The 16,578-nt window shown below is 41.8% G+C and carries 22 protein-coding genes and 1 pseudogene; 15 read left to right on the forward strand and 8 right to left on the reverse strand.

The window, feature by feature from the left end:
- The 3 genes and pseudogenes from GTU69_RS16015 to GTU69_RS16025 all read left to right on the forward strand — a co-directional run.
- A pseudogene (locus GTU69_RS16015) lies at positions 1 to 122 on the forward strand (IS5/IS1182 family transposase); the annotation flags it as partial.
- Positions 119 to 655: a glycoside hydrolase family 19 protein gene (locus tag GTU69_RS16020; RefSeq protein ID WP_166171977.1), complete on the forward strand. Its 537-nt coding sequence runs from the start codon at positions 119 to 121 to the stop codon at positions 653 to 655. The pseudogene GTU69_RS16015 and the gene GTU69_RS16020, both read left to right, overlap by 4 nt.
- A complete protein-coding gene (locus GTU69_RS16025) occupies positions 652 to 1,374 on the forward strand; it encodes a hypothetical protein (protein ID WP_166171979.1) in 723 nt (240 codons plus the stop codon). The genes GTU69_RS16020 and GTU69_RS16025 overlap by 4 nt, the downstream gene beginning before the upstream one ends.
- 114 nt (positions 1,375 to 1,488) lie before the next feature.
- On the opposite strand, the gene GTU69_RS16030 is transcribed toward GTU69_RS16025, so the two are convergent.
- On the reverse strand, positions 1,489 to 2,409 hold the full coding sequence (locus tag GTU69_RS16030) for a Dyp-type peroxidase (protein ID WP_166171981.1): 921 nt from the start codon (positions 2,407 to 2,409) through the stop codon (positions 1,489 to 1,491).
- 162 nt (positions 2,410 to 2,571) lie between these two features.
- Here GTU69_RS16030 and GTU69_RS16035 point away from each other — a divergent pair, with 162 nt between their 5' ends.
- A complete protein-coding gene (locus GTU69_RS16035; protein ID WP_166171983.1) occupies positions 2,572 to 3,192 on the forward strand; it encodes a LysE family transporter in 621 nt (206 codons plus the stop codon).
- A 12-nt stretch (positions 3,193 to 3,204) separates the two neighbouring features.
- On the opposite strand, the gene GTU69_RS17410 is transcribed toward GTU69_RS16035, so the two are convergent.
- The 6 genes from GTU69_RS17410 to GTU69_RS16060 all read right to left on the reverse strand — a co-directional run bounded on the left by GTU69_RS17410 (position 3,205) and on the right by GTU69_RS16060 (position 6,365).
- Positions 3,205 to 3,438 carry a DinB family protein gene (locus GTU69_RS17410; protein WP_320159617.1) on the reverse strand — a complete coding sequence of 78 codons (234 nt, stop codon included), beginning with the start codon at positions 3,436 to 3,438 and terminating at the stop codon, positions 3,205 to 3,207.
- Entirely contained in the window at positions 3,426 to 3,716 is a 291-nt protein-coding gene (locus GTU69_RS17415; RefSeq protein WP_346764494.1) for a DinB family protein, read from the reverse strand. The genes GTU69_RS17410 and GTU69_RS17415 overlap by 13 nt, the downstream gene beginning before the upstream one ends.
- Positions 3,717 to 3,812: 96 nt before the next feature.
- On the reverse strand, positions 3,813 to 4,295 hold the full coding sequence (locus tag GTU69_RS16045) for a DUF523 domain-containing protein (protein WP_166171985.1): 483 nt from the start codon (positions 4,293 to 4,295) through the stop codon (positions 3,813 to 3,815).
- Positions 4,296 to 4,299: 4 nt separating this feature from the next.
- Complete coding sequence (gene znuB / locus GTU69_RS16050) at positions 4,300 to 5,100, reverse strand: zinc ABC transporter permease subunit ZnuB (protein ID WP_166171987.1); 801 nt, start codon at positions 5,098 to 5,100, stop codon at positions 4,300 to 4,302.
- A 3-nt stretch (positions 5,101 to 5,103) separates the two neighbouring features.
- Positions 5,104 to 5,895: a zinc ABC transporter ATP-binding protein ZnuC gene (gene znuC, locus GTU69_RS16055; protein ID WP_166171989.1), complete on the reverse strand. Its 792-nt coding sequence runs from the start codon at positions 5,893 to 5,895 to the stop codon at positions 5,104 to 5,106.
- Positions 5,868 to 6,365, reverse strand: coding sequence for a transcriptional repressor (locus GTU69_RS16060; protein WP_086196644.1), 498 nt, complete (start codon positions 6,363 to 6,365; stop codon positions 5,868 to 5,870). Before GTU69_RS16060 ends, znuC begins: the two co-directional genes overlap by 28 nt.
- Before the next feature lie 139 nt (positions 6,366 to 6,504).
- On the opposite strand from GTU69_RS16060, the gene GTU69_RS16065 reads away from it, so the two are divergent.
- From GTU69_RS16065 to GTU69_RS16110, 10 genes are all read left to right on the forward strand, one after another.
- Positions 6,505 to 7,344: a zinc ABC transporter substrate-binding protein gene (locus GTU69_RS16065; protein ID WP_166171991.1), complete on the forward strand. Its 840-nt coding sequence runs from the start codon at positions 6,505 to 6,507 to the stop codon at positions 7,342 to 7,344.
- Positions 7,345 to 7,514: 170 nt separating this feature from the next.
- Positions 7,515 to 7,907, forward strand: a complete 393-nt coding sequence (locus tag GTU69_RS16070; RefSeq protein ID WP_092820019.1) for an ATP synthase subunit I — start codon at positions 7,515 to 7,517, stop codon at positions 7,905 to 7,907.
- A gap of 111 nt (positions 7,908 to 8,018) precedes the next feature.
- Positions 8,019 to 8,894, forward strand: a complete 876-nt coding sequence (atpB, locus tag GTU69_RS16075; RefSeq protein ID WP_086176476.1) for a F0F1 ATP synthase subunit A — start codon at positions 8,019 to 8,021, stop codon at positions 8,892 to 8,894.
- A gap of 83 nt (positions 8,895 to 8,977) precedes the next feature.
- Positions 8,978 to 9,223 (forward strand): F0F1 ATP synthase subunit C, encoded by a 246-nt coding sequence (gene atpE / locus GTU69_RS16080; RefSeq protein ID WP_000424060.1) that lies wholly within the window; start codon positions 8,978 to 8,980, stop codon positions 9,221 to 9,223.
- Between the two features lie 38 nt (positions 9,224 to 9,261).
- Positions 9,262 to 9,732 carry a F0F1 ATP synthase subunit B gene (locus GTU69_RS16085; protein WP_086196641.1) on the forward strand — a complete coding sequence of 157 codons (471 nt, stop codon included), beginning with the start codon at positions 9,262 to 9,264 and terminating at the stop codon, positions 9,730 to 9,732.
- Between the two features lie 12 nt (positions 9,733 to 9,744).
- Complete coding sequence (locus GTU69_RS16090; protein WP_166171993.1) at positions 9,745 to 10,281, forward strand: F0F1 ATP synthase subunit delta; 537 nt, start codon at positions 9,745 to 9,747, stop codon at positions 10,279 to 10,281.
- A 63-nt stretch (positions 10,282 to 10,344) separates the two neighbouring features.
- Positions 10,345 to 11,889 (forward strand): F0F1 ATP synthase subunit alpha, encoded by a 1,545-nt coding sequence (gene atpA, locus GTU69_RS16095; RefSeq protein WP_086196639.1) that lies wholly within the window; start codon positions 10,345 to 10,347, stop codon positions 11,887 to 11,889.
- An 88-nt stretch (positions 11,890 to 11,977) separates the two neighbouring features.
- Positions 11,978 to 12,847, forward strand: coding sequence for a F0F1 ATP synthase subunit gamma (gene atpG, locus GTU69_RS16100; RefSeq protein WP_086196638.1), 870 nt, complete (start codon positions 11,978 to 11,980; stop codon positions 12,845 to 12,847).
- Positions 12,848 to 12,876: 29 nt separating this feature from the next.
- Positions 12,877 to 14,271, forward strand: coding sequence for a F0F1 ATP synthase subunit beta (gene atpD / locus GTU69_RS16105; RefSeq protein ID WP_086196637.1), 1,395 nt, complete (start codon positions 12,877 to 12,879; stop codon positions 14,269 to 14,271).
- Positions 14,272 to 14,297: 26 nt separating this feature from the next.
- A complete protein-coding gene (locus tag GTU69_RS16110; protein WP_086196636.1) occupies positions 14,298 to 14,717 on the forward strand; it encodes a F0F1 ATP synthase subunit epsilon in 420 nt (139 codons plus the stop codon).
- A gap of 70 nt (positions 14,718 to 14,787) precedes the next feature.
- On the opposite strand, the gene GTU69_RS16115 is transcribed toward GTU69_RS16110, so the two are convergent.
- Positions 14,788 to 15,726, reverse strand: coding sequence for a hypothetical protein (locus GTU69_RS16115; protein ID WP_166171995.1), 939 nt, complete (start codon positions 15,724 to 15,726; stop codon positions 14,788 to 14,790).
- A 362-nt stretch (positions 15,727 to 16,088) separates the two neighbouring features.
- On the opposite strand from GTU69_RS16115, the gene GTU69_RS16120 reads away from it, so the two are divergent.
- Positions 16,089 to 16,382, forward strand: coding sequence for a hypothetical protein (locus tag GTU69_RS16120; RefSeq protein WP_166171997.1), 294 nt, complete (start codon positions 16,089 to 16,091; stop codon positions 16,380 to 16,382).
- Positions 16,383 to 16,578: the final 196 nt, after the last annotated feature.

Below are 16,578 nucleotides of genomic sequence, written 5' to 3' on the forward strand. Positions count from 1 at the left end.
AAAATGCTTTTGCGAGATTAAAACATTTCCGTGCTATTGCAACTCGATTTGATAAACTAGCACGCAATTATAAATCTATGATCCGTATAGCTTGCATATTTATTTGGTGCAAAGCCAAATGAGGACACGCCCTAAGAAAACTTTTAAGAAACCTGAAAATATTTATAGAATATCTCCAACGGCAATAAATTTAGGTTTTGAGAGACGTGGCATGGGAGGATATACTAGACAGCAGAAACTTAATTATATTTGGAATCATCTAGCCGATAATGATGCTGCATATGGTTTTCATTTATATGGAAATGATAAATATCCCAATAGAGATTATAGAGGAAGGGGGTTATTACACTTAACCCATTTTATAGGCTATGAAGATTGTGCTAAAGGAACAGGTTTAGATATTGTTAATAATCCTAATCTTTTAGAAAATAATTATGGTGTAGCCATAGAGACAGGGATTTGGTTTTGGAAAAACAAAAAAAATGGAAAAATAGTCAGTCTTACAGCAGGTGAAAGCATAAAAATTGATTCGGATAGTATAACAACTTCTATAACGCACTTAGTAAATGGTGGAGAAATGAAATTGAATGAAAGAAAAATAGCTAAAAAAGAGATAGCTAGAAAATTTATTTTTAAATATGGCACATGTAAATGAATTATTTTTTTAAAAAATTAATATTTATTTTTCTGTCTATAATATTAAATTCTTCTATTTATGCAAAAAATATATTTAAATTAAATGATTATCAGTGTGTGGAGTCCAGAGAGAGTGTTAATAAACTGGATGTATATATAAGTGATTGTGGAAAAAAAATAAATAAAATGGATTCTTATGAGGTTCCTGCTAATGATCTGAAAATTGATTATATATTTTCTAACAATTTCAAAGATAAGTATAATATTTTTCTTGGGATTTCATATAGTGAAGATTATAGAGACCCACTAAATAGATTTAATTATTTAAATAAATATTATATGATACGTGCCTATGAGTGTAATAAAAATAATTTTTGTAAGGAAAATGAAAAGTTATCTAATTTTTTTGGTAGTGGTGGTGATATAATAGATTATAAACACAAAAAAATAATATATAAATTTCCTTATTATACTCAGAGTGACTTAAAAAATGAATTAAATTCAAAGTTATTTAAAGATTGGATGAATGGAAATCTTGATAGTGGAATAGTACTTCGTAAAACATTTATTAATGATGTTAATAATTTTACCCCAGAACATATCGGATATTTGATTAAAGGCGATAAATTTAAAATAAAAGAAGTGAGTTCTAGATGGTTAAATATTGTATATACAAATAAAAATGGTCGAACGACTTCAGGATGGATAGCATGTCAAGATACAACAGTATGTAATTAATTCTTTTGCCTCCTTATGGAACTATGGTGTGCTTTGAGGGGTTTAAGAAAATTCTGACTATTTGATTTTTTCTTATATAAAAAAGTAGCTACAAAGGTAGCTACTTTGAAATTTTTATCCTTCCAAAACTTCTTCCAGCAATTCTTCACTCGGTGCAAAGTAATAAGCCCCGTCCATTGGTGTCACAAAGTGAAGCAAACGGTCATGAATACCATCGCCAGCTGTACCAAACATATGTTCCAGCATATGATCGATAATGTTTAAGTTTTTGGTATAAGCAATAAAGAATAAACCTTGGTCACCTCGACCTTCGCCATAAGGAAGGGAATGGCGTAAAATTTCCATTTCTTCACCTTTCTCATCCTCAATCACCACACGGGCAATGTGGGCATCTTTAGGCTTCACCTCATCATCCAGTTCAATCGACTCTAACTTGGTTCGACCCATCACATTTTCTTGTGCATCGACTTTTAATTTTTTCCATTTTTCCAGGTTATGTGCATAGCGCTGCGCAAAGACAAAAGAGCCATCAGCAAAAATTCCGGCATCTTCATCGAGTAAAGCGACTTCGGCACGATCATCGGGGAATTGCGGATTTTCAGTGCCATCGATGAAACCAGTCATGTCACGTCCATCGAAATAACGGAAGCATACCCGTTCATCCAGTACTTCAACTTTATCTTGAATGTCTTCAAAGAATGACTGGCTTAAGGCAAAGCAGATGTCGGCGCGAGCACTGGCAATATGAATCAGCAGATCAGCAGGGACAACAGGCATCTGGAATGAACCTTGAATTGGTTGTAACTGCTTAAAGCCGGCAGGAGTTTGATGATAAAGTCTTGCCCAAAGCTCTGGACCAAAAGCGACGCCTGTTTTAATCTGTGCATTCGGATGCTGGGTGATTAAACGGTCACGGGTGCTAAATAAATCTGCAAGTTTTTCTTTTAACTCTTCAATCGTTAAGTCTTTTAAACGTAAAACAATAAACCGGGCATGATCTGAAGGTAACGGTAAAATTACAGATTGGGCAGTCATACATGGCTCCTAACAATTTTTATAAAATACGTGTCTGGCTTTATTGTGCCTCATCACTGCTTGAGTGAATAGTCCAAGGCTTGAGTTTGCACTTCGATTTTTAAGCCCTTTAAAAGATGAAAAGTCATATAATAAGCCGGTCTTTTTATCTTCTTGTATTTTATGTCTTACCAAGTTTGGCTTGCCTATATGCTGGCATGCTGGGTCATCAGTATTTCTCCTGGAGCAGGTGCAATTGCTTCGATGTCGAGCGGTTTAAATTATGGTTTTCGACGTGGATACTGGAATGCTTTAGGTTTACAGCTGGCACTTTTAGTGCAAATCGGGATTGTGGCAGCTGGGGTAGGGGTACTATTTGCCACGACACCTTGGGCTTTTTTGGTTGTGAAATGGTTTGGCGTGGCGTATCTCTTGTATTTGGCATACCTGCAATGGACAGCACCCGCACAGGCCATTGAGATTCAACAGGAACAACCGACTAAATCGATTCCTAAATTAGTCTTATATGGCTTCTTGGTCAATATGAGCAACCCGAAAGCGATTGTGTTTTTACTTGCCGTGTTGCCACAGTTTCTGGATTTGTCTAAACCACAATGGATTCAGTATCTGATTATGGCAGTCACCATGGTGACGATTGATCTAATCGTGATGGCGGGCTATACCGGCTTGGCCGCCAAAGTTTTACGATTACTAAAATCGCCGAAACAGCAGAAATATATGAACCGGACCTTTGCGGTATTGTTTGCCTGTGCAGCAACGTTATTAAGTTTGGTACATCAATAAAATGAGAATGGATTAAGTCGCAGCCTGTTGTTCTTCCATCAGCATAAATAGCATATCCAGTTCCGGTGAAGCATAACCCAGAGCCGTCATTGCAGCCGTGATTTGTCCGCGATGATGGGTAGCATGATTGAACACATGCATCAGTGTCGCTGCATAAGGTAGGCTCATGTCTTGGCTCCGTGTATTCCGGTAATGCAGCACGCCATCTAAAGCTTCCTGGTTTAGCTCTTGTATCAAATCTGCCACTGCCCAGCACTTTGAAGCAGCCGTTCTAATAATCGATGACGGTCGGTCTCAATCACACTGTTTAAGGCGATAGCGGGTGATTCCCCTTTAGAAAAACGAGAAAACCAAAGTTCATGTTCAGCAACAAGCAAGTGGTTCAGTGTGCCCAAAATACTTTTTAAGAACAGACCATAATCTTTCAAAAAATCTTCATCAGAAACAGCGTGTAGAGATATGCTTAAGCGATGGGTGGCCCAAAGATGATAACGTGCCCATAGTTCGAAGGTGTGAATATTCATTGGGAAACTTATTTTGTTTTTTATTTGAACAGTATAAAAGCCGTTTGAAGCTTTGGCTAGAATAAAAAACTATTGCCTGGATAAAGTTGAAATGTATCAGCGTTTAGTCAGTTTTAAAGCCTGAAGGAATTCATGTTCAGTTAATACCACAATACCCTGTTTCCTAAACAGCGCGGCGGTTACGCCTTCACCCTGAATTTTATGTCCTGTAAATGTTCCATCATAAATCAAGTCACTGCCACAGGATGGACTATTTGCTTTCAGGATGGCATGAGTAACCTGATGTTCTTGCGCCAAGGCTAAGGCTGCATAAGCTCCTTGAATAAAGGCATCAGAAACATTCATGCCTTCTCGATCTATTACAGTCGCATGATTGTTCAGAACATCTCTACCTGATGCATTCTGAATTTCAGCAGGCGGGCGAGGGGTAGGCAGTCCGCCACTGATCTCAGGACATAAACTCACATATTGATCAGGTATTAAATCTGAAACTAATTCCCTGACTAAACAATCTTGTCCATCGTAACGAACTTTTTGTCCAAGCAGACAAGCACTAATAAAGTATCGCTTGCCGGTCATCACCTTAGCTCAGCTTCTTGAACTTTTGTACGGTAAAAATCACCGCAAATAAAATTGCCATAGTCAGGACAATGGTCAGGCCGGTAGAGGTATCGAGTCCTGCGCTGGACCATAGCCCGACACTAATCCCGATTTGTGCAATCACAAAAGCCCAAACCACCATCTGTTTCGGCGAGTTTGCCAACAAACGCGCTGTTAATGCCGGAATCACCAGTAAAGCGCCCATCAACAATGAACCGACCGCACGCAAAGCCAATACGGTAAACAGGGCCAGCAGTAGCATAAACACCAGACGTTGCCATTTGGCATTCACGCCTTCACTCACTGCCATATCTGGGTCAATCGCAATCTGAATCTGTGCTTGCCAGTTTTTATACAACACAGCTAAAGCCGCAATAATGACCAGGGCAAACATCGGCAAGTCTGACCAGGAAATTTGCAGCAGATCGCCAAACAAATAGCTGAGCAGTTCAGGTCTTAAACTTGGAATATGTTGAATAAACAGTAAGCCTGAGCAGAGCAGGGTAGCTGAACATAAAGCCAATAAAGCATCATTGGGCAGGCGAGGGTCATGCAGTGCCCATAAAATAGCCACCAATAGAAAAGCCAAAAAGCTCACGCCCAACCATAAAGGCAGGCTCAAAGCACCTGCAATCGCCACGCCCAATAAAGTGCCATGTGCCATGGTGTCGGCAAAAAAAGACATCCGTCGCCATAACATCAGACAGCCCAGCGGAGCCGTCAGAAACACCAACAGGGTTCCCATGGTCCATGCAGGTAACAAGAGTTGTAACCATTCCATCATGGCTTAAGCTTCCGGTTCAGGGTGAATATGTGGACGAGGATCATGCTGACACGGAGTCGCACTGTCACCATGCGCACAGTGATCATGATGATGCTGATAGAACACGCGGTTGGTACCGAAAATGGCCTGATATTCAGGGTGCTGTTGCACATTTTCCGGCAAGCCGCTACAGCAGATGTGCTTGTTTAAACACACGACGCGATGCGTACCTTGCATGACCCATTGCAGGTCGTGTGAGACCATCAACACGGCACAGCCATATTTGATCGGCAGGCTTCTGACATATTCATACAGTTCAGCCTCGGACTGAATATCCAGACCTTGCATCGGTTCATCTAGTACTAGTACATCAGGCAAACGCAGTAAAGCCCGTGCCAGTAATACCCGTTGCCGTTCACCACCTGAAAGTTGCTGAACCTTACAATCCTGTAATTTGGTAATGCCGGTATCACGAATAATTTCTGCCTTGATATCTGCATCGCAGTGTTCTAAAGCCAATAAATCCCGCACCCGCAAAGGCAGGCTATGCGATGGACTAAACTTTTGCGGCACATAGGAAAATTTGAGTTTTTTATGGCTATGAATTTTTCCTGAATTGGCTTTCACAATGCCTAAAAGCACTTTAATCAGGGTAGATTTTCCCGCGCCATTCGGACCGATCAGGGTGACAATTTCTCGCTCGTGTAAAGCGAAATCCACATTTTTTAAAATGTCACGGTCATCAATCCGCACACTGATTTTATTCAGGGCAATTAGGGGATTGACTGTTACTGTTTGTTGCGACACTGCTGACATATCCCGGAAATTTCAATAATACTGTGATGTGCAGTAAATTGATCTGATGCTGAAAGTTCATCTAATTGTTTTAATAGCCCCTGAGCAGAGGCTTCTTTAACATTTTTGCATTCGGTACAAATTAAAAATGCTGCCTGATGTCCTTCGCGCGGATGACAACATGGAATATAGGCATTAATCGAAGTTAAACGATGGATTAAACCTTTTTCCAGTAAAAAGTCCAAAGTGCGATATACCGTTGGTGGTGCAGCAGGACGGTCAGATTCACTCTTGATTTTAGCCAGTAAATCATAGGCACCCATAGGACCGCTGGCATTTAAAATCAGTTCCAGCACTTCTTTACGTAATGGGGTTAAGCGTGCGCCAGTCGTTGCACAGAGACTTTCTGCTTCAGCAAGACGAGTTGCTATATTATGATGGTCATGTACGCCATGTAATGCATTGTGATGTTCGTGCGAACATAAGCTCATAGCCAACCTCAAGTGCGAAATTTATAAAAACAAATGGACATTAAATCTTAACATGAAGCGATACCTGTTTCGATAAACATAGGTATTTTTGTCGATTTGTTATATTATAACACTTATTGAATATTTGGTGATTTTCTTCATGTCCCGTTTCTTTGCATTTTGTGCACTGGCCCTCTTCAGTAGCTTTGGCTGGACACAGAGTCTGGTGGTTTCTACGCATCCCATTTATCTTATTGCTCAGGAAGTGACTCAGGGCGTGGAGAAGCCTGTGCTCTTACTGGGGGATCAGTCTGGACATGACATTACCCTGACGCCAGCGCATCGCAAAGCCATTCTGGATGCCTCACTGGTGATCTGGCTGGGTAAGGCACATGAAGCTCCATTGAATAAGCTGTTGTCTGATAATCCCAAAGCGATTTCGATTTTAGATTCCGGTATTGTGCAAACCCTGCCGCAGCGTACTACTCGTGGTGTGGCGTTGAACAATACGGTCGATACACATGTGTGGCTAGATCCCAACAATGCCGTACGTATCGGCTTTTTTATTGCAGCCCTGCGTTCACAACAGTTACCCGAACATAAAGAAGCCTACTGGGCCAATGCCAAACGCTTTGCTCAAGAGATGCTACTGAGTGCACAACAATACAATAACAATGCAACAGTAAAGCCTTATTGGGCATATCATGATGCCTATCAGTATCTGGAGCGTGCTTTAAACCTGAAATTTTCTGGTGCATTGACCGATGATCCACATGTTGCACCGACGATTGCCCAAATTAAGTATTTAAATGATAGCCGTCCAGCTCGCAATATGTGTCTTTTGGCAGAAGGGCATGCCAGCAAAAACCAGTATCAGAAGTTGAATCCGGTGACCTTCCAGGCGGTCGATGAAAGTATGGGCAGGGAAGGGGACTTTGTGCTGGCATGGAAAAAACTTGCCGAGCAAACCCATAAGTGTGTACAAAATGCACGAAAATAATGCAAAAATTAAACAGTAATGGATGAGTTCAAAAGCGATTTATGTAATTAAAAAATCCGACTTAGGTCGGGAAAAGATTGCATGTTCAGGGGTGTAACTCTATAATGCCTGCGATTAAAAACGATCATCAGCTAAACTTGTCAAGCATGATTGCTGTGAGTGAATAAATAATGAGCCGAACTAGTCGCATGATTGATCGACGATTAGCGAAAGCTTTAGTCATTTTACAAGCATGCATGATTCCTGTTTCAGCCTTGATAGCGTGGGTCGTGAAAGACTCAACTGCAGCTTACAGTGCCGCACTTGGTGCGTTGGTGTGTTGGCTTGCAAGTTGTTATTTTTCTTGGCAATCGTTTCGAGCCGCAGGTGCGCGAGCTTCAAAACAGGTTCTTTCGAACATGTATAGAGGCTTGATGGGCAAGTTTGCAATTGTGATTGTTGGTTTCATTTTAATTTTAAGCACTGTCAAACCGTTGTCAGCGGTGGCATTGTTTTGTGGATTTATACTTGTTCAGACGATGACGTGGGTCGCACCTTTTTGGGCGTCACGACTCCGGAAATAAGTTTAAACACAACAAAAAATTGAAAAGTTTTTTAGGAGATGAACGAGATATCAGGCAGCACGCGATGTTCGTTCTCTCTATTTAGTATTTGACATTGACCAGGTGTGATTTATGGCTGCTGAAGAACATGCCCTTACTTCGACCGAGTACATCAAGCATCACTTGACCAATTTAACCTATGGCAAAATGCCGGATGGTTCTTGGAAATTGGCTGAGACTGCTGATGAAGCTCAACAGATGGGGTTCACTGCTATTCACTTGGATTCAATGGGTTGGTCTATCACTCTCGGTGTGGTTTTCTGTTTGTTGTTCTGGTTAGTAGCGAAAGCTGCAAATGCTGGTGTTCCTACCAAGTTCCAGTCTGCAATCGAAATGATCATCGAGTTTGTTGACTCAAGTGTCCGCGACACTTTCCATGGCAAATCACGCTTAATTGCGCCTTTAGCCCTCACAATTTTTGTGTGGATTTTCCTAATGAATGCGATGGATTTACTTCCAGTGGATTTCATCCCGCATCTTGCAGGAATTATTGGTTCAAACGTATTTGGTATGGACCCGCATCACGTTTACTTCAAGATTGTTCCATCTACTGACCCTAACGTTACCCTTGGTATGTCATTGTCGGTATTTGTGCTTATCTTATTCTATAGCATTCGTGAAAAGGGCATCGGCGGTTTCGTCGGCGAGTTAGCACTCAACCCATTTAACCCAAGTAACCCAGTTGCAAAAGCGTTGCTCATTCCAGTGAACTTGATTCTGGAACTCGTAACATTCCTTGCACGTCCAGTTTCATTGGCTCTACGACTTTTCGGTAACATGTATGCAGGTGAGTTAATCTTCATCCTCATCGCATTATTACCGTTCTGGATCCAGTGGGCGTTGTCTGTGCCTTGGGCGATCTTCCACATTCTTGTTATTACGTTACAGGCATTCATTTTCATGATGCTGACTATCGTATACTTGAGTATGGCTAGCGAAAAACATTAATGGTATTGCCTGACTGTCAAAAGGATGGTTGGGCTTAATTTTTTACTTTAATTTGGTATATACCTAACCTCTGAGGAATTATCATGGAACTCACTTTAGGTCTAGTTGCAATTGCATCTGCTATCTTGATCGCTTTCGGTGCTTTAGGTACTGCGATTGGTTTTGGTCTTTTAGGCGGTCGCTTCCTTGAAGCTGTTGCTCGTCAACCAGAATTGGCTCCACAACTTCAAACTCGTATGTTCTTAATCGCGGGTCTTCTTGATGCTGTGCCTATGATCGGTGTTGGTATTGGCTTGTTCTTCATCTTCGCTAATCCATTTGTAGGTTAATCAGCTTAATTCCTAAATTAAACCATTGAGGAATAGCAATGAATATCAACCTCACATTGATTGGCCAAGCGATTGCATTTGCGATTTTCGTCGCATTCTGCATGAAGTTTGTATGGCCACCACTAATCAATGCGATTAGTGAGCGTCAGCGTAAAATCGCTGATGGCTTAAACGCTGCTGAAAAAGCGAAAGCTGACCTTGCCGATGCGCAAGCTCAAGTGAAAGCTGAATTAGATGCAGCTAAAGCACAAGCGGCTCAATTGATCGAACAAGCGAACCGTCGCGGTGCGCAATTGGTAGAAGAAGCGCGTACTCAAGCAGCTGCTGAAGGTGAGCGTATTCGTCAACAAGCGAAAGAAGCTGTTGATACTGAAATCAATGCTGCCCGCGAAGAATTACGTCAACAAGTTGCTGCTCTTGCAGTGATTGGTGCAGAAAAAATTCTGACCCAGCAAGTTGACGCAGAAGCTCACAATGCCATGCTGACTCAGCTGGCTGCTAAACTTTAAGAGAGGCGGATTATGGCTGAACTCTTGACGTTGGCACGCCCATACGCTAAAGCAGCATTTGCTTACGCTTCTGAGCAAGGTGCAACTGACGCTTGGTCAAATGCATTAACTTTGCTCAGTGCTGCGGTGCAAGACGAAGCATTTTCAGCTTACTTAAATCGCCCTGAGCTTACTCCTGCAGAGCAGGTAAGTGTTTTTGCTAAAGTTTTAGGTGAAGATCAAACCGCAGCAGTGTCAAACTTTTTGACATTGCTTGCTGAAAATGACCGTTTGACTCTTCTTCCTGAAATTGAAACAGAATACGAACAGCTCAAATCACAGAATAACAACACTGTGGATGTTGTGATTGAATCAGCATTCCCATTGTCTTCTACACAAGAACAACTACTTGCAGATGCGTTGAAAAAACGCTTTAACGCTGCGGTAAATGTTTCTGTAGAAGTTAAACCAGAATTAATTGCTGGTGTAGTTATTCGTGCAGGCGACCAAGTGATAGATGATTCTGCGCTTAACAAGCTTGAAAAAATGCGGACTCGTCTTCTTGCGTAATTATTTATAAAAAATTACTGCGTAAAAGAAGACTGAACTTTAAAAAGATTGAGGTATAGCGCAATGCAACAACTGAATCCATCCGAGATCAGTGCGCTCATTAAACAGCGTATCGGCGATCTGGACACCAGCGCGACCGCTAAGAACGAAGGGACCATTGTTATGGTTTCCGACGGTATTGTGCGTATTCACGGCCTTGCTGATGCAATGTACGGTGAAATGATCGAATTCGACGGCGGCTTATTTGGTATGGCACTGAACCTAGAACAGGATTCAGTGGGTGCCGTTGTCTTAGGTAACTACTTAAGCCTTCAAGAAGGTCAAAAAGCGCGTTGCACAGGTCGTGTATTAGAAGTTCCGGTTGGTCCAGAACTTTTAGGCCGTGTAGTAGATGCTTTGGGTAACCCGATTGATGGTAAAGGCCCTATTGATGCAAAACTTACTGATGCTGTTGAAAAAGTAGCACCAGGTGTAATTTGGCGTCAATCAGTGGATGAACCTGTACAAACTGGTTATAAATCAGTAGATACAATGATCCCTGTAGGCCGTGGTCAACGTGAGTTGATCATTGGTGACCGTCAAACTGGTAAAACAGCAATGGCGATCGATGCGATCATCGCTCAGAAAAACTCTGGCATTAAATGTGTATACGTAGCTATTGGTCAAAAACAATCGACTATTGCTAACGTAGTACGCAAGCTTGAAGAAACTGGCGCTATGGCGTACACAACTGTTGTAGCTGCAGCTGCAGCTGATCCTGCAGCAATGCAGTATCTAGCTCCTTATGCTGGCTGTACAATGGGTGAGTACTTCCGTGACCGCGGTGAAGACGCGCTTATCATTTATGATGACTTGTCTAAACAAGCTGTTGCTTACCGTCAAATTTCATTGCTTTTACGTCGTCCACCAGGTCGTGAAGCATATCCTGGTGACGTATTCTATTTACACAGCCGTTTACTTGAACGTGCTTCTCGTGTATCTGCTGACTACGTTGAGAAATTCACTAACGGTGAAGTTAAAGGCCAAACTGGTTCATTAACTGCATTGCCGATTATTGAAACTCAAGCCGGTGACGTATCTGCATTCGTACCAACCAACGTAATTTCGATTACTGATGGTCAGATCTTCCTTGAAACATCATTGTTCAACGCAGGTATCCGTCCTGCTGTGAACGCGGGTATCTCTGTATCTCGTGTTGGTGGTTCTGCTCAAACCAAGATCATCAAGAAATTGTCTGGTGGTATCCGTACCGCTTTGGCGCAATATCGTGAATTGGCAGCGTTTGCTCAGTTCGCTTCTGACCTTGACGAAGCAACTCGTAAGCAACTTGAACATGGTCAACGTGTAACTGAGTTAATGAAGCAAAAACAATATGCTCCTTACTCAATTGCTGATCAGGCTGTTTCAATTTATGCATCTAACGAAGGCTACATGGCTGACGTTGAAGTGAAGAAAATCGTTGCATTTGATGCTGCGTTAATTGCTTACTTCCGTTCAGAACATGCTGCAGTAATGCAAAAAATTGACGAGACTGGTGCTTGGGACAAAGATATCGAAGCTGAATTCAAAGCTGGTATTGAAAAGTTCAAAGCGACTCAAACTTACTAATTTAGCAACTTGCTAGATTAGTGTTGGTTTGGTTCACGGAATCAACCTTCGAGGGCTCGAAAGAGCCTTCGAATACTAGGTTAAGCGTATGGCAAATTTAAAAGAAATTCGCGCCAAAGTAGCTAGTATCAAAAGCACGCAGAAAATTACTCGCGCGATGCAGATGGTAGCAGCTTCTAAGATGCGTCGTGCGCAAGAGCGCATGGCTCAAGGCCGTCCGTATGCCGAAAATATGCACCGTGTAATTGCTCACTTGGTCCAAGCGAACCCTGAATACAAGCACCGTTATATGGTTGAACGCCCGGTTAAGCGCGTTGGCTATATCATTGTGTCATCAGATCGCGGCCTTGCTGGTGGTTTGAACATTAACTTGTTCAAGAAAGTGGTTAAACACGTCCAACAGCAACAAGAGCAGTCAATTGAAGTTCAATTTGCTTTAATTGGTCAAAAAGCGGTTTCGTTTTTTAAAAACTACGGCGGTAAAGTGCTTGGTGCAACTACAAACGTAGGTGATGCGCCAAGTCTTGAACAGTTAACTGGTTCTGTACAGGTGATGTTGGACGCTTACGATAAAGGCGAGTTAGATCGTATTTATCTGGTGTCAAACGGCTTTGTCAATGCCATGACTCAAAACCAAAAGATCGAACAGCTCGTTCCTTTAGCAGCTGCTGAAGAAAGCGAAGGTTTGAACCGTCAATACGGTTGGGACTATATCTATGAACCAGAAGCTGAAGAGCTTTTAAATGGTTTATTGGTTCGTTACATCGAGTCTATGGTTTATCAAGGCGTGATTGAAAACATCGCGTGTGAACAGTCTGCACGTATGGTTGCAATGAAAGCTGCAACGGATAACGCGGGTGAGCTGATCAAGAGCCTACAACTTATTTATAACAAGCTGCGTCAAGCCGCGATTACTCAGGAAATTTCTGAGATCGTTGGTGGTGCCGCTGCCGTTTAACATTATTAGTTTGAATTGAGGAGACAGCAATGAGTAGCGGTCGTATCATTCAGATCATCGGCGCGGTTATCGACGTCGAGTTTGAACGTAACAGCGTTCCTAAGATCTATGACGCTCTCCACGTTGATGGCACTGAAACTACATTAGAAGTTCAGCAACAACTTGGTGATGGCGTAGTTCGTACTATTGCAATGGGTTCTACTGAAGGCCTTAAGCGTGGTTTGAACGTAACTAACACTGGCGCGCCTATCTCTGTACCTGTAGGTACTGCATGTTTAGGTCGTATCATGGACGTTCTTGGTCGCCCTATCGACGAAGCTGGTCCAGTTGCCACTGAAGAACGTTTGCCGATTCACCGTCAAGCACCTTCTTATGCTGAACAAGCAGCTTCTACTGACCTTTTAGAAACTGGTATTAAAGTCATCGACTTACTTTGCCCGTTCGCTAAAGGTGGTAAAGTTGGTCTGTTCGGTGGTGCCGGTGTTGGTAAAACTGTAAACATGATGGAGTTGATCAACAACATCGCTAAAGCGCACTCAGGTTTATCTGTGTTTGCTGGTGTTGGTGAGCGTACCCGTGAAGGTAACGACTTCTATCACGAGATGAAAGACTCTAACGTACTTGACAAAGTAGCGATGGTTTACGGTCAGATGAACGAGCCACCGGGTAACCGTTTACGCGTAGCGTTGACTGGTTTGACTATGGCTGAGTACTTCCGTGACGAGAAAGACGAAAACGGTAAAGGCCGTGACGTACTATTGTTCGTAGACAACATCTACCGTTATACACTGGCAGGTACTGAAGTATCAGCACTTCTAGGTCGTATGCCATCTGCAGTAGGTTACCAACCGACTCTTGCAGAAGAGATGGGTGTTCTGCAAGAACGTATTACATCGACTAAGTCTGGTTCTATTACGTCAATCCAAGCGGTATACGTACCTGCCGATGACTTAACAGATCCATCGCCTGCTACTACCTTCGCTCACTTGGACGCAACTGTAGTATTGAGCCGTGACATCGCATCTTCTGGTATTTACCCAGCGATCGATCCACTTGACTCTACTTCACGTCAGTTAGATCCATTAGTTGTGGGTGCTGAGCATTACGAAATTGCTCGTTCAGTTCAAAACGTTCTTCAACGTTATAAAGAATTGAAAGACATCATCGCGATTCTTGGTATGGACGAATTGGCTGAAGAAGACAAACTTACTGTATACCGTGCACGTAAGATCCAACGTTTCTTCTCTCAACCGTTCCACGTAGCTGAAGTGTTTACTGGTGCTCCTGGTAAACTTGTACCGCTTAAAGAAACAATTCGTGGCTTTAAAGGTCTTCTAGCTGGTGAATACGATCACATCCCAGAACAAGCGTTCTATATGGTTGGTGGTATTGACGAAGTGATTGCTAAAGCCGAGAAACTTTAATTAGCTACCTAATTTAGGAGATTCTCATGGCGACTATGCAATGTGACGTTGTAAGTGTTAAAGAGTCTTTGTACTCAGGCACTGTAACTATGCTAATTGCTAAAGGTGCTGGCGGTGAGTTGGGTATTATGCCTGGCCATGCTCCGCTGGTAACTTTACTCAAGCCGGGCGCAATCCGCGTTCTGCTTGAAAATGGTACAGAAGAGTTAATCTATGTATCTGGTGGTGTACTTGAAGTTCAACCGCACGTTGTTACAGTACTTGCAGACACTGCAGTACGTGCTGACAACCTTGATGAAGCAGCAATTATTGAAGCTCGTAAACAAGCTGAACAATTGCTAGCAAATCAAAAGAGCGACTTGGACTCTGCTGCTGCGCTTGCTGCTCTTGCAGAAACTGCTGCACAGCTGGAAACCATCCGCAAAATCAAAAACCGCGCTCAATAAGATACGGTTTAAGATTGAAAAACCACCCGAAAGGGTGGTTTTTTTATTTTTAAATTTTCTATATTTAATTCTATTTTTCTTTAAAGAAAGCCTGTCTGAGTTGACCGAACAACATATCACTCACTTTGTCATCTTGTGCCTTAATCAGTTGCTTTAATTTTTCAGCTTTGGGTGTATCTTCCGGAACGATAATTTCTTCTCCGGATTGATCAGCATATGAAATCGGTTGCGGGTTTGCTGTGGCTAGATTGGATGAAGCGGGATATTCAACATGCCAAAGCTGAGTTGAAAGCGCCATGATGTATTTATATTCATCCGTATTTGGCTGAAAACGTTTATACAGTTGCAAATCTTGTAATGCTTCTAAACGATTACCTGGGGCAGTGGAGGAAGGATTTTGCCCTTTGACAATGATTGGGTGAATTTCATGTTGCATCAAATGGTAGTCAAGCCAGTCGCCAAGCAGGCTGTGGTCAATATCTGCAACATAATCACTGTTTTGCTGGACCAACTGCTGTAGCCGTTGCAATACGCTCATTTCTTGTTGTTGAAGTGCGTAACGTGCTTCAGTGTCCAGTTGTTGCAATTCTTTCATGGGCAAATCTAAAAAACGTTGCTGCTGTTCAAAAGCATCAACAATATTGCTTTGATAGAGATTATTCCATTGTTGCAAGGTATGAATTTCCAGTTGTTGAATTTCTTTAAATGCTTTGCTTTTGTAGTGACTGAGCTTAATACGTTGAATATTTTGTTGATTCAATTCAATTCGTTGTTTGATGTATTCAACATAAGGACCAGTTTGCTTTGGGCTGACCGGTTGGATCACATCAACCAATAACAACTGCTGTTGTTGATTATGTTTGAGCCAGTCTTGAATCAGTTGCACATCTTTGATGGGGTGAGAAAAAAATTGATTTAAGCGTGGCATAGCTTTTTTAGGCAGGAGGAAATGCAACACGCCATACGCCATTATTGCTAAACAGACCACCACTAGAATCATTTTTTTCATGTTATAAAATATTTTTCTGTGTTTGCTATTTATACATATAATAGAAAAAATGAGGAGTGGCTAACGTTTTTTATAAAAAATATTAATTATATACAGTGAAAATAGAACACAGAGCAGTGTCAATAAATGTTTAGCTTAAAAGTCTCTCATTTCCCTCTTCATTCAAACTTGGTATCTCGACCTTTTTAGATTACCCATGCGCATGTTTTTACTTCCGGAAAATTGGCTTTTGCCGGGATATTTCAAGCCAATAAATTTTATTTCATTTCAACAATGCAGAAATAATATCTAAAGTTGCATATCTTATAAGCAGGTATTGGGTATAGATTAAATGTATCTACTTTGAACGCTTATGGTTTTAGATGAACCTTATCGAACATGAACCGCACTTTTGGGAACTTTACCAAGACTTTGAGCATTATTATCTCAGCATTGCAGTGGATATGAGCTCGGTCGTATCCTGCTGGGACCTGATTTTAACGCAAGATGAAATCCTGGTTTATAAACAGTACGGTCGGAAGAGTATTGAGGAACTGGCAAAATCCATGGTTGCTTCTGCATATAAGGGTGATTTTTCTGCTATGGAAAGCCGTTTAGCCTCATCTAAAGAAAAACAAGCGATGCAGGCTGCTTTTAAACAATGGCGTGTACAGTAAAATCTATGAGTCGGTAAGAATGAACCTCGTTGCTAAGATGGAAAAATTACCCTTAATAATTATGTTTACTCTCTATAAATCTCATTAAAAATCTGAGTTAAACGCGACATGTCTAGTTCTTATCCGTTGCCTGAATCCCGACTTTAGCAAGATCGGCTATGCCTTGCTGTTGTTTATAGTCTTACCAGGGATTTTT

It is taken from the genome of Acinetobacter sp. SA01 (assembly GCF_011319235.1).
Taxonomy (GTDB): domain Bacteria; phylum Pseudomonadota; class Gammaproteobacteria; order Pseudomonadales; family Moraxellaceae; genus Acinetobacter.

Excerpts from the sequence above, each read along its gene's own strand:
- GTU69_RS16115 (WP_166171995.1), bottom strand. The coding sequence starts at position 15,726 with ATGAAAAAAATGATTCTAGTGGTGGTCTGTTTAGCAATAATGGCGTAT.
- atpE (WP_000424060.1), top strand. The coding sequence starts at position 8,978 with ATGGAACTCACTTTAGGTCTAGTTGCAATTGCATCTGCTATCTTGATC.
- GTU69_RS16035 (WP_166171983.1), top strand. The coding sequence starts at position 2,572 with ATGTCTTACCAAGTTTGGCTTGCCTATATGCTGGCATGCTGGGTCATC.
- GTU69_RS16090 (WP_166171993.1), top strand. The coding sequence starts at position 9,745 with ATGGCTGAACTCTTGACGTTGGCACGCCCATACGCTAAAGCAGCATTT.
- GTU69_RS16120 (WP_166171997.1), top strand. The coding sequence starts at position 16,089 with ATGAACCTTATCGAACATGAACCGCACTTTTGGGAACTTTACCAAGAC.
- atpG (WP_086196638.1), top strand. The coding sequence starts at position 11,978 with ATGGCAAATTTAAAAGAAATTCGCGCCAAAGTAGCTAGTATCAAAAGC.
- atpA (WP_086196639.1), top strand. The coding sequence starts at position 10,345 with ATGCAACAACTGAATCCATCCGAGATCAGTGCGCTCATTAAACAGCGT.
- znuC (WP_166171989.1), bottom strand. The coding sequence starts at position 5,895 with ATGTCAGCAGTGTCGCAACAAACAGTAACAGTCAATCCCCTAATTGCC.
- GTU69_RS16085 (WP_086196641.1), top strand. The coding sequence starts at position 9,262 with ATGAATATCAACCTCACATTGATTGGCCAAGCGATTGCATTTGCGATT.
- GTU69_RS16110 (WP_086196636.1), top strand. The coding sequence starts at position 14,298 with ATGGCGACTATGCAATGTGACGTTGTAAGTGTTAAAGAGTCTTTGTAC.
- GTU69_RS16020 (WP_166171977.1), top strand. The coding sequence starts at position 119 with ATGAGGACACGCCCTAAGAAAACTTTTAAGAAACCTGAAAATATTTAT.
- GTU69_RS16065 (WP_166171991.1), top strand. The coding sequence starts at position 6,505 with ATGTCCCGTTTCTTTGCATTTTGTGCACTGGCCCTCTTCAGTAGCTTT.
- GTU69_RS16030 (WP_166171981.1), bottom strand. The coding sequence starts at position 2,409 with ATGACTGCCCAATCTGTAATTTTACCGTTACCTTCAGATCATGCCCGG.
- znuB (WP_166171987.1), bottom strand. The coding sequence starts at position 5,100 with ATGATGGAATGGTTACAACTCTTGTTACCTGCATGGACCATGGGAACC.
- atpD (WP_086196637.1), top strand. The coding sequence starts at position 12,877 with ATGAGTAGCGGTCGTATCATTCAGATCATCGGCGCGGTTATCGACGTC.
- GTU69_RS16070 (WP_092820019.1), top strand. The coding sequence starts at position 7,515 with ATGAGCCGAACTAGTCGCATGATTGATCGACGATTAGCGAAAGCTTTA.
- GTU69_RS16060 (WP_086196644.1), bottom strand. The coding sequence starts at position 6,365 with ATGAGCTTATGTTCGCACGAACATCACAATGCATTACATGGCGTACAT.
- GTU69_RS17415 (WP_346764494.1), bottom strand. The coding sequence starts at position 3,716 with ATGAATATTCACACCTTCGAACTATGGGCACGTTATCATCTTTGGGCC.
- GTU69_RS16025 (WP_166171979.1), top strand. The coding sequence starts at position 652 with ATGAATTATTTTTTTAAAAAATTAATATTTATTTTTCTGTCTATAATA.
- GTU69_RS16045 (WP_166171985.1), bottom strand. The coding sequence starts at position 4,295 with ATGACCGGCAAGCGATACTTTATTAGTGCTTGTCTGCTTGGACAAAAA.
- atpB (WP_086176476.1), top strand. The coding sequence starts at position 8,019 with ATGGCTGCTGAAGAACATGCCCTTACTTCGACCGAGTACATCAAGCAT.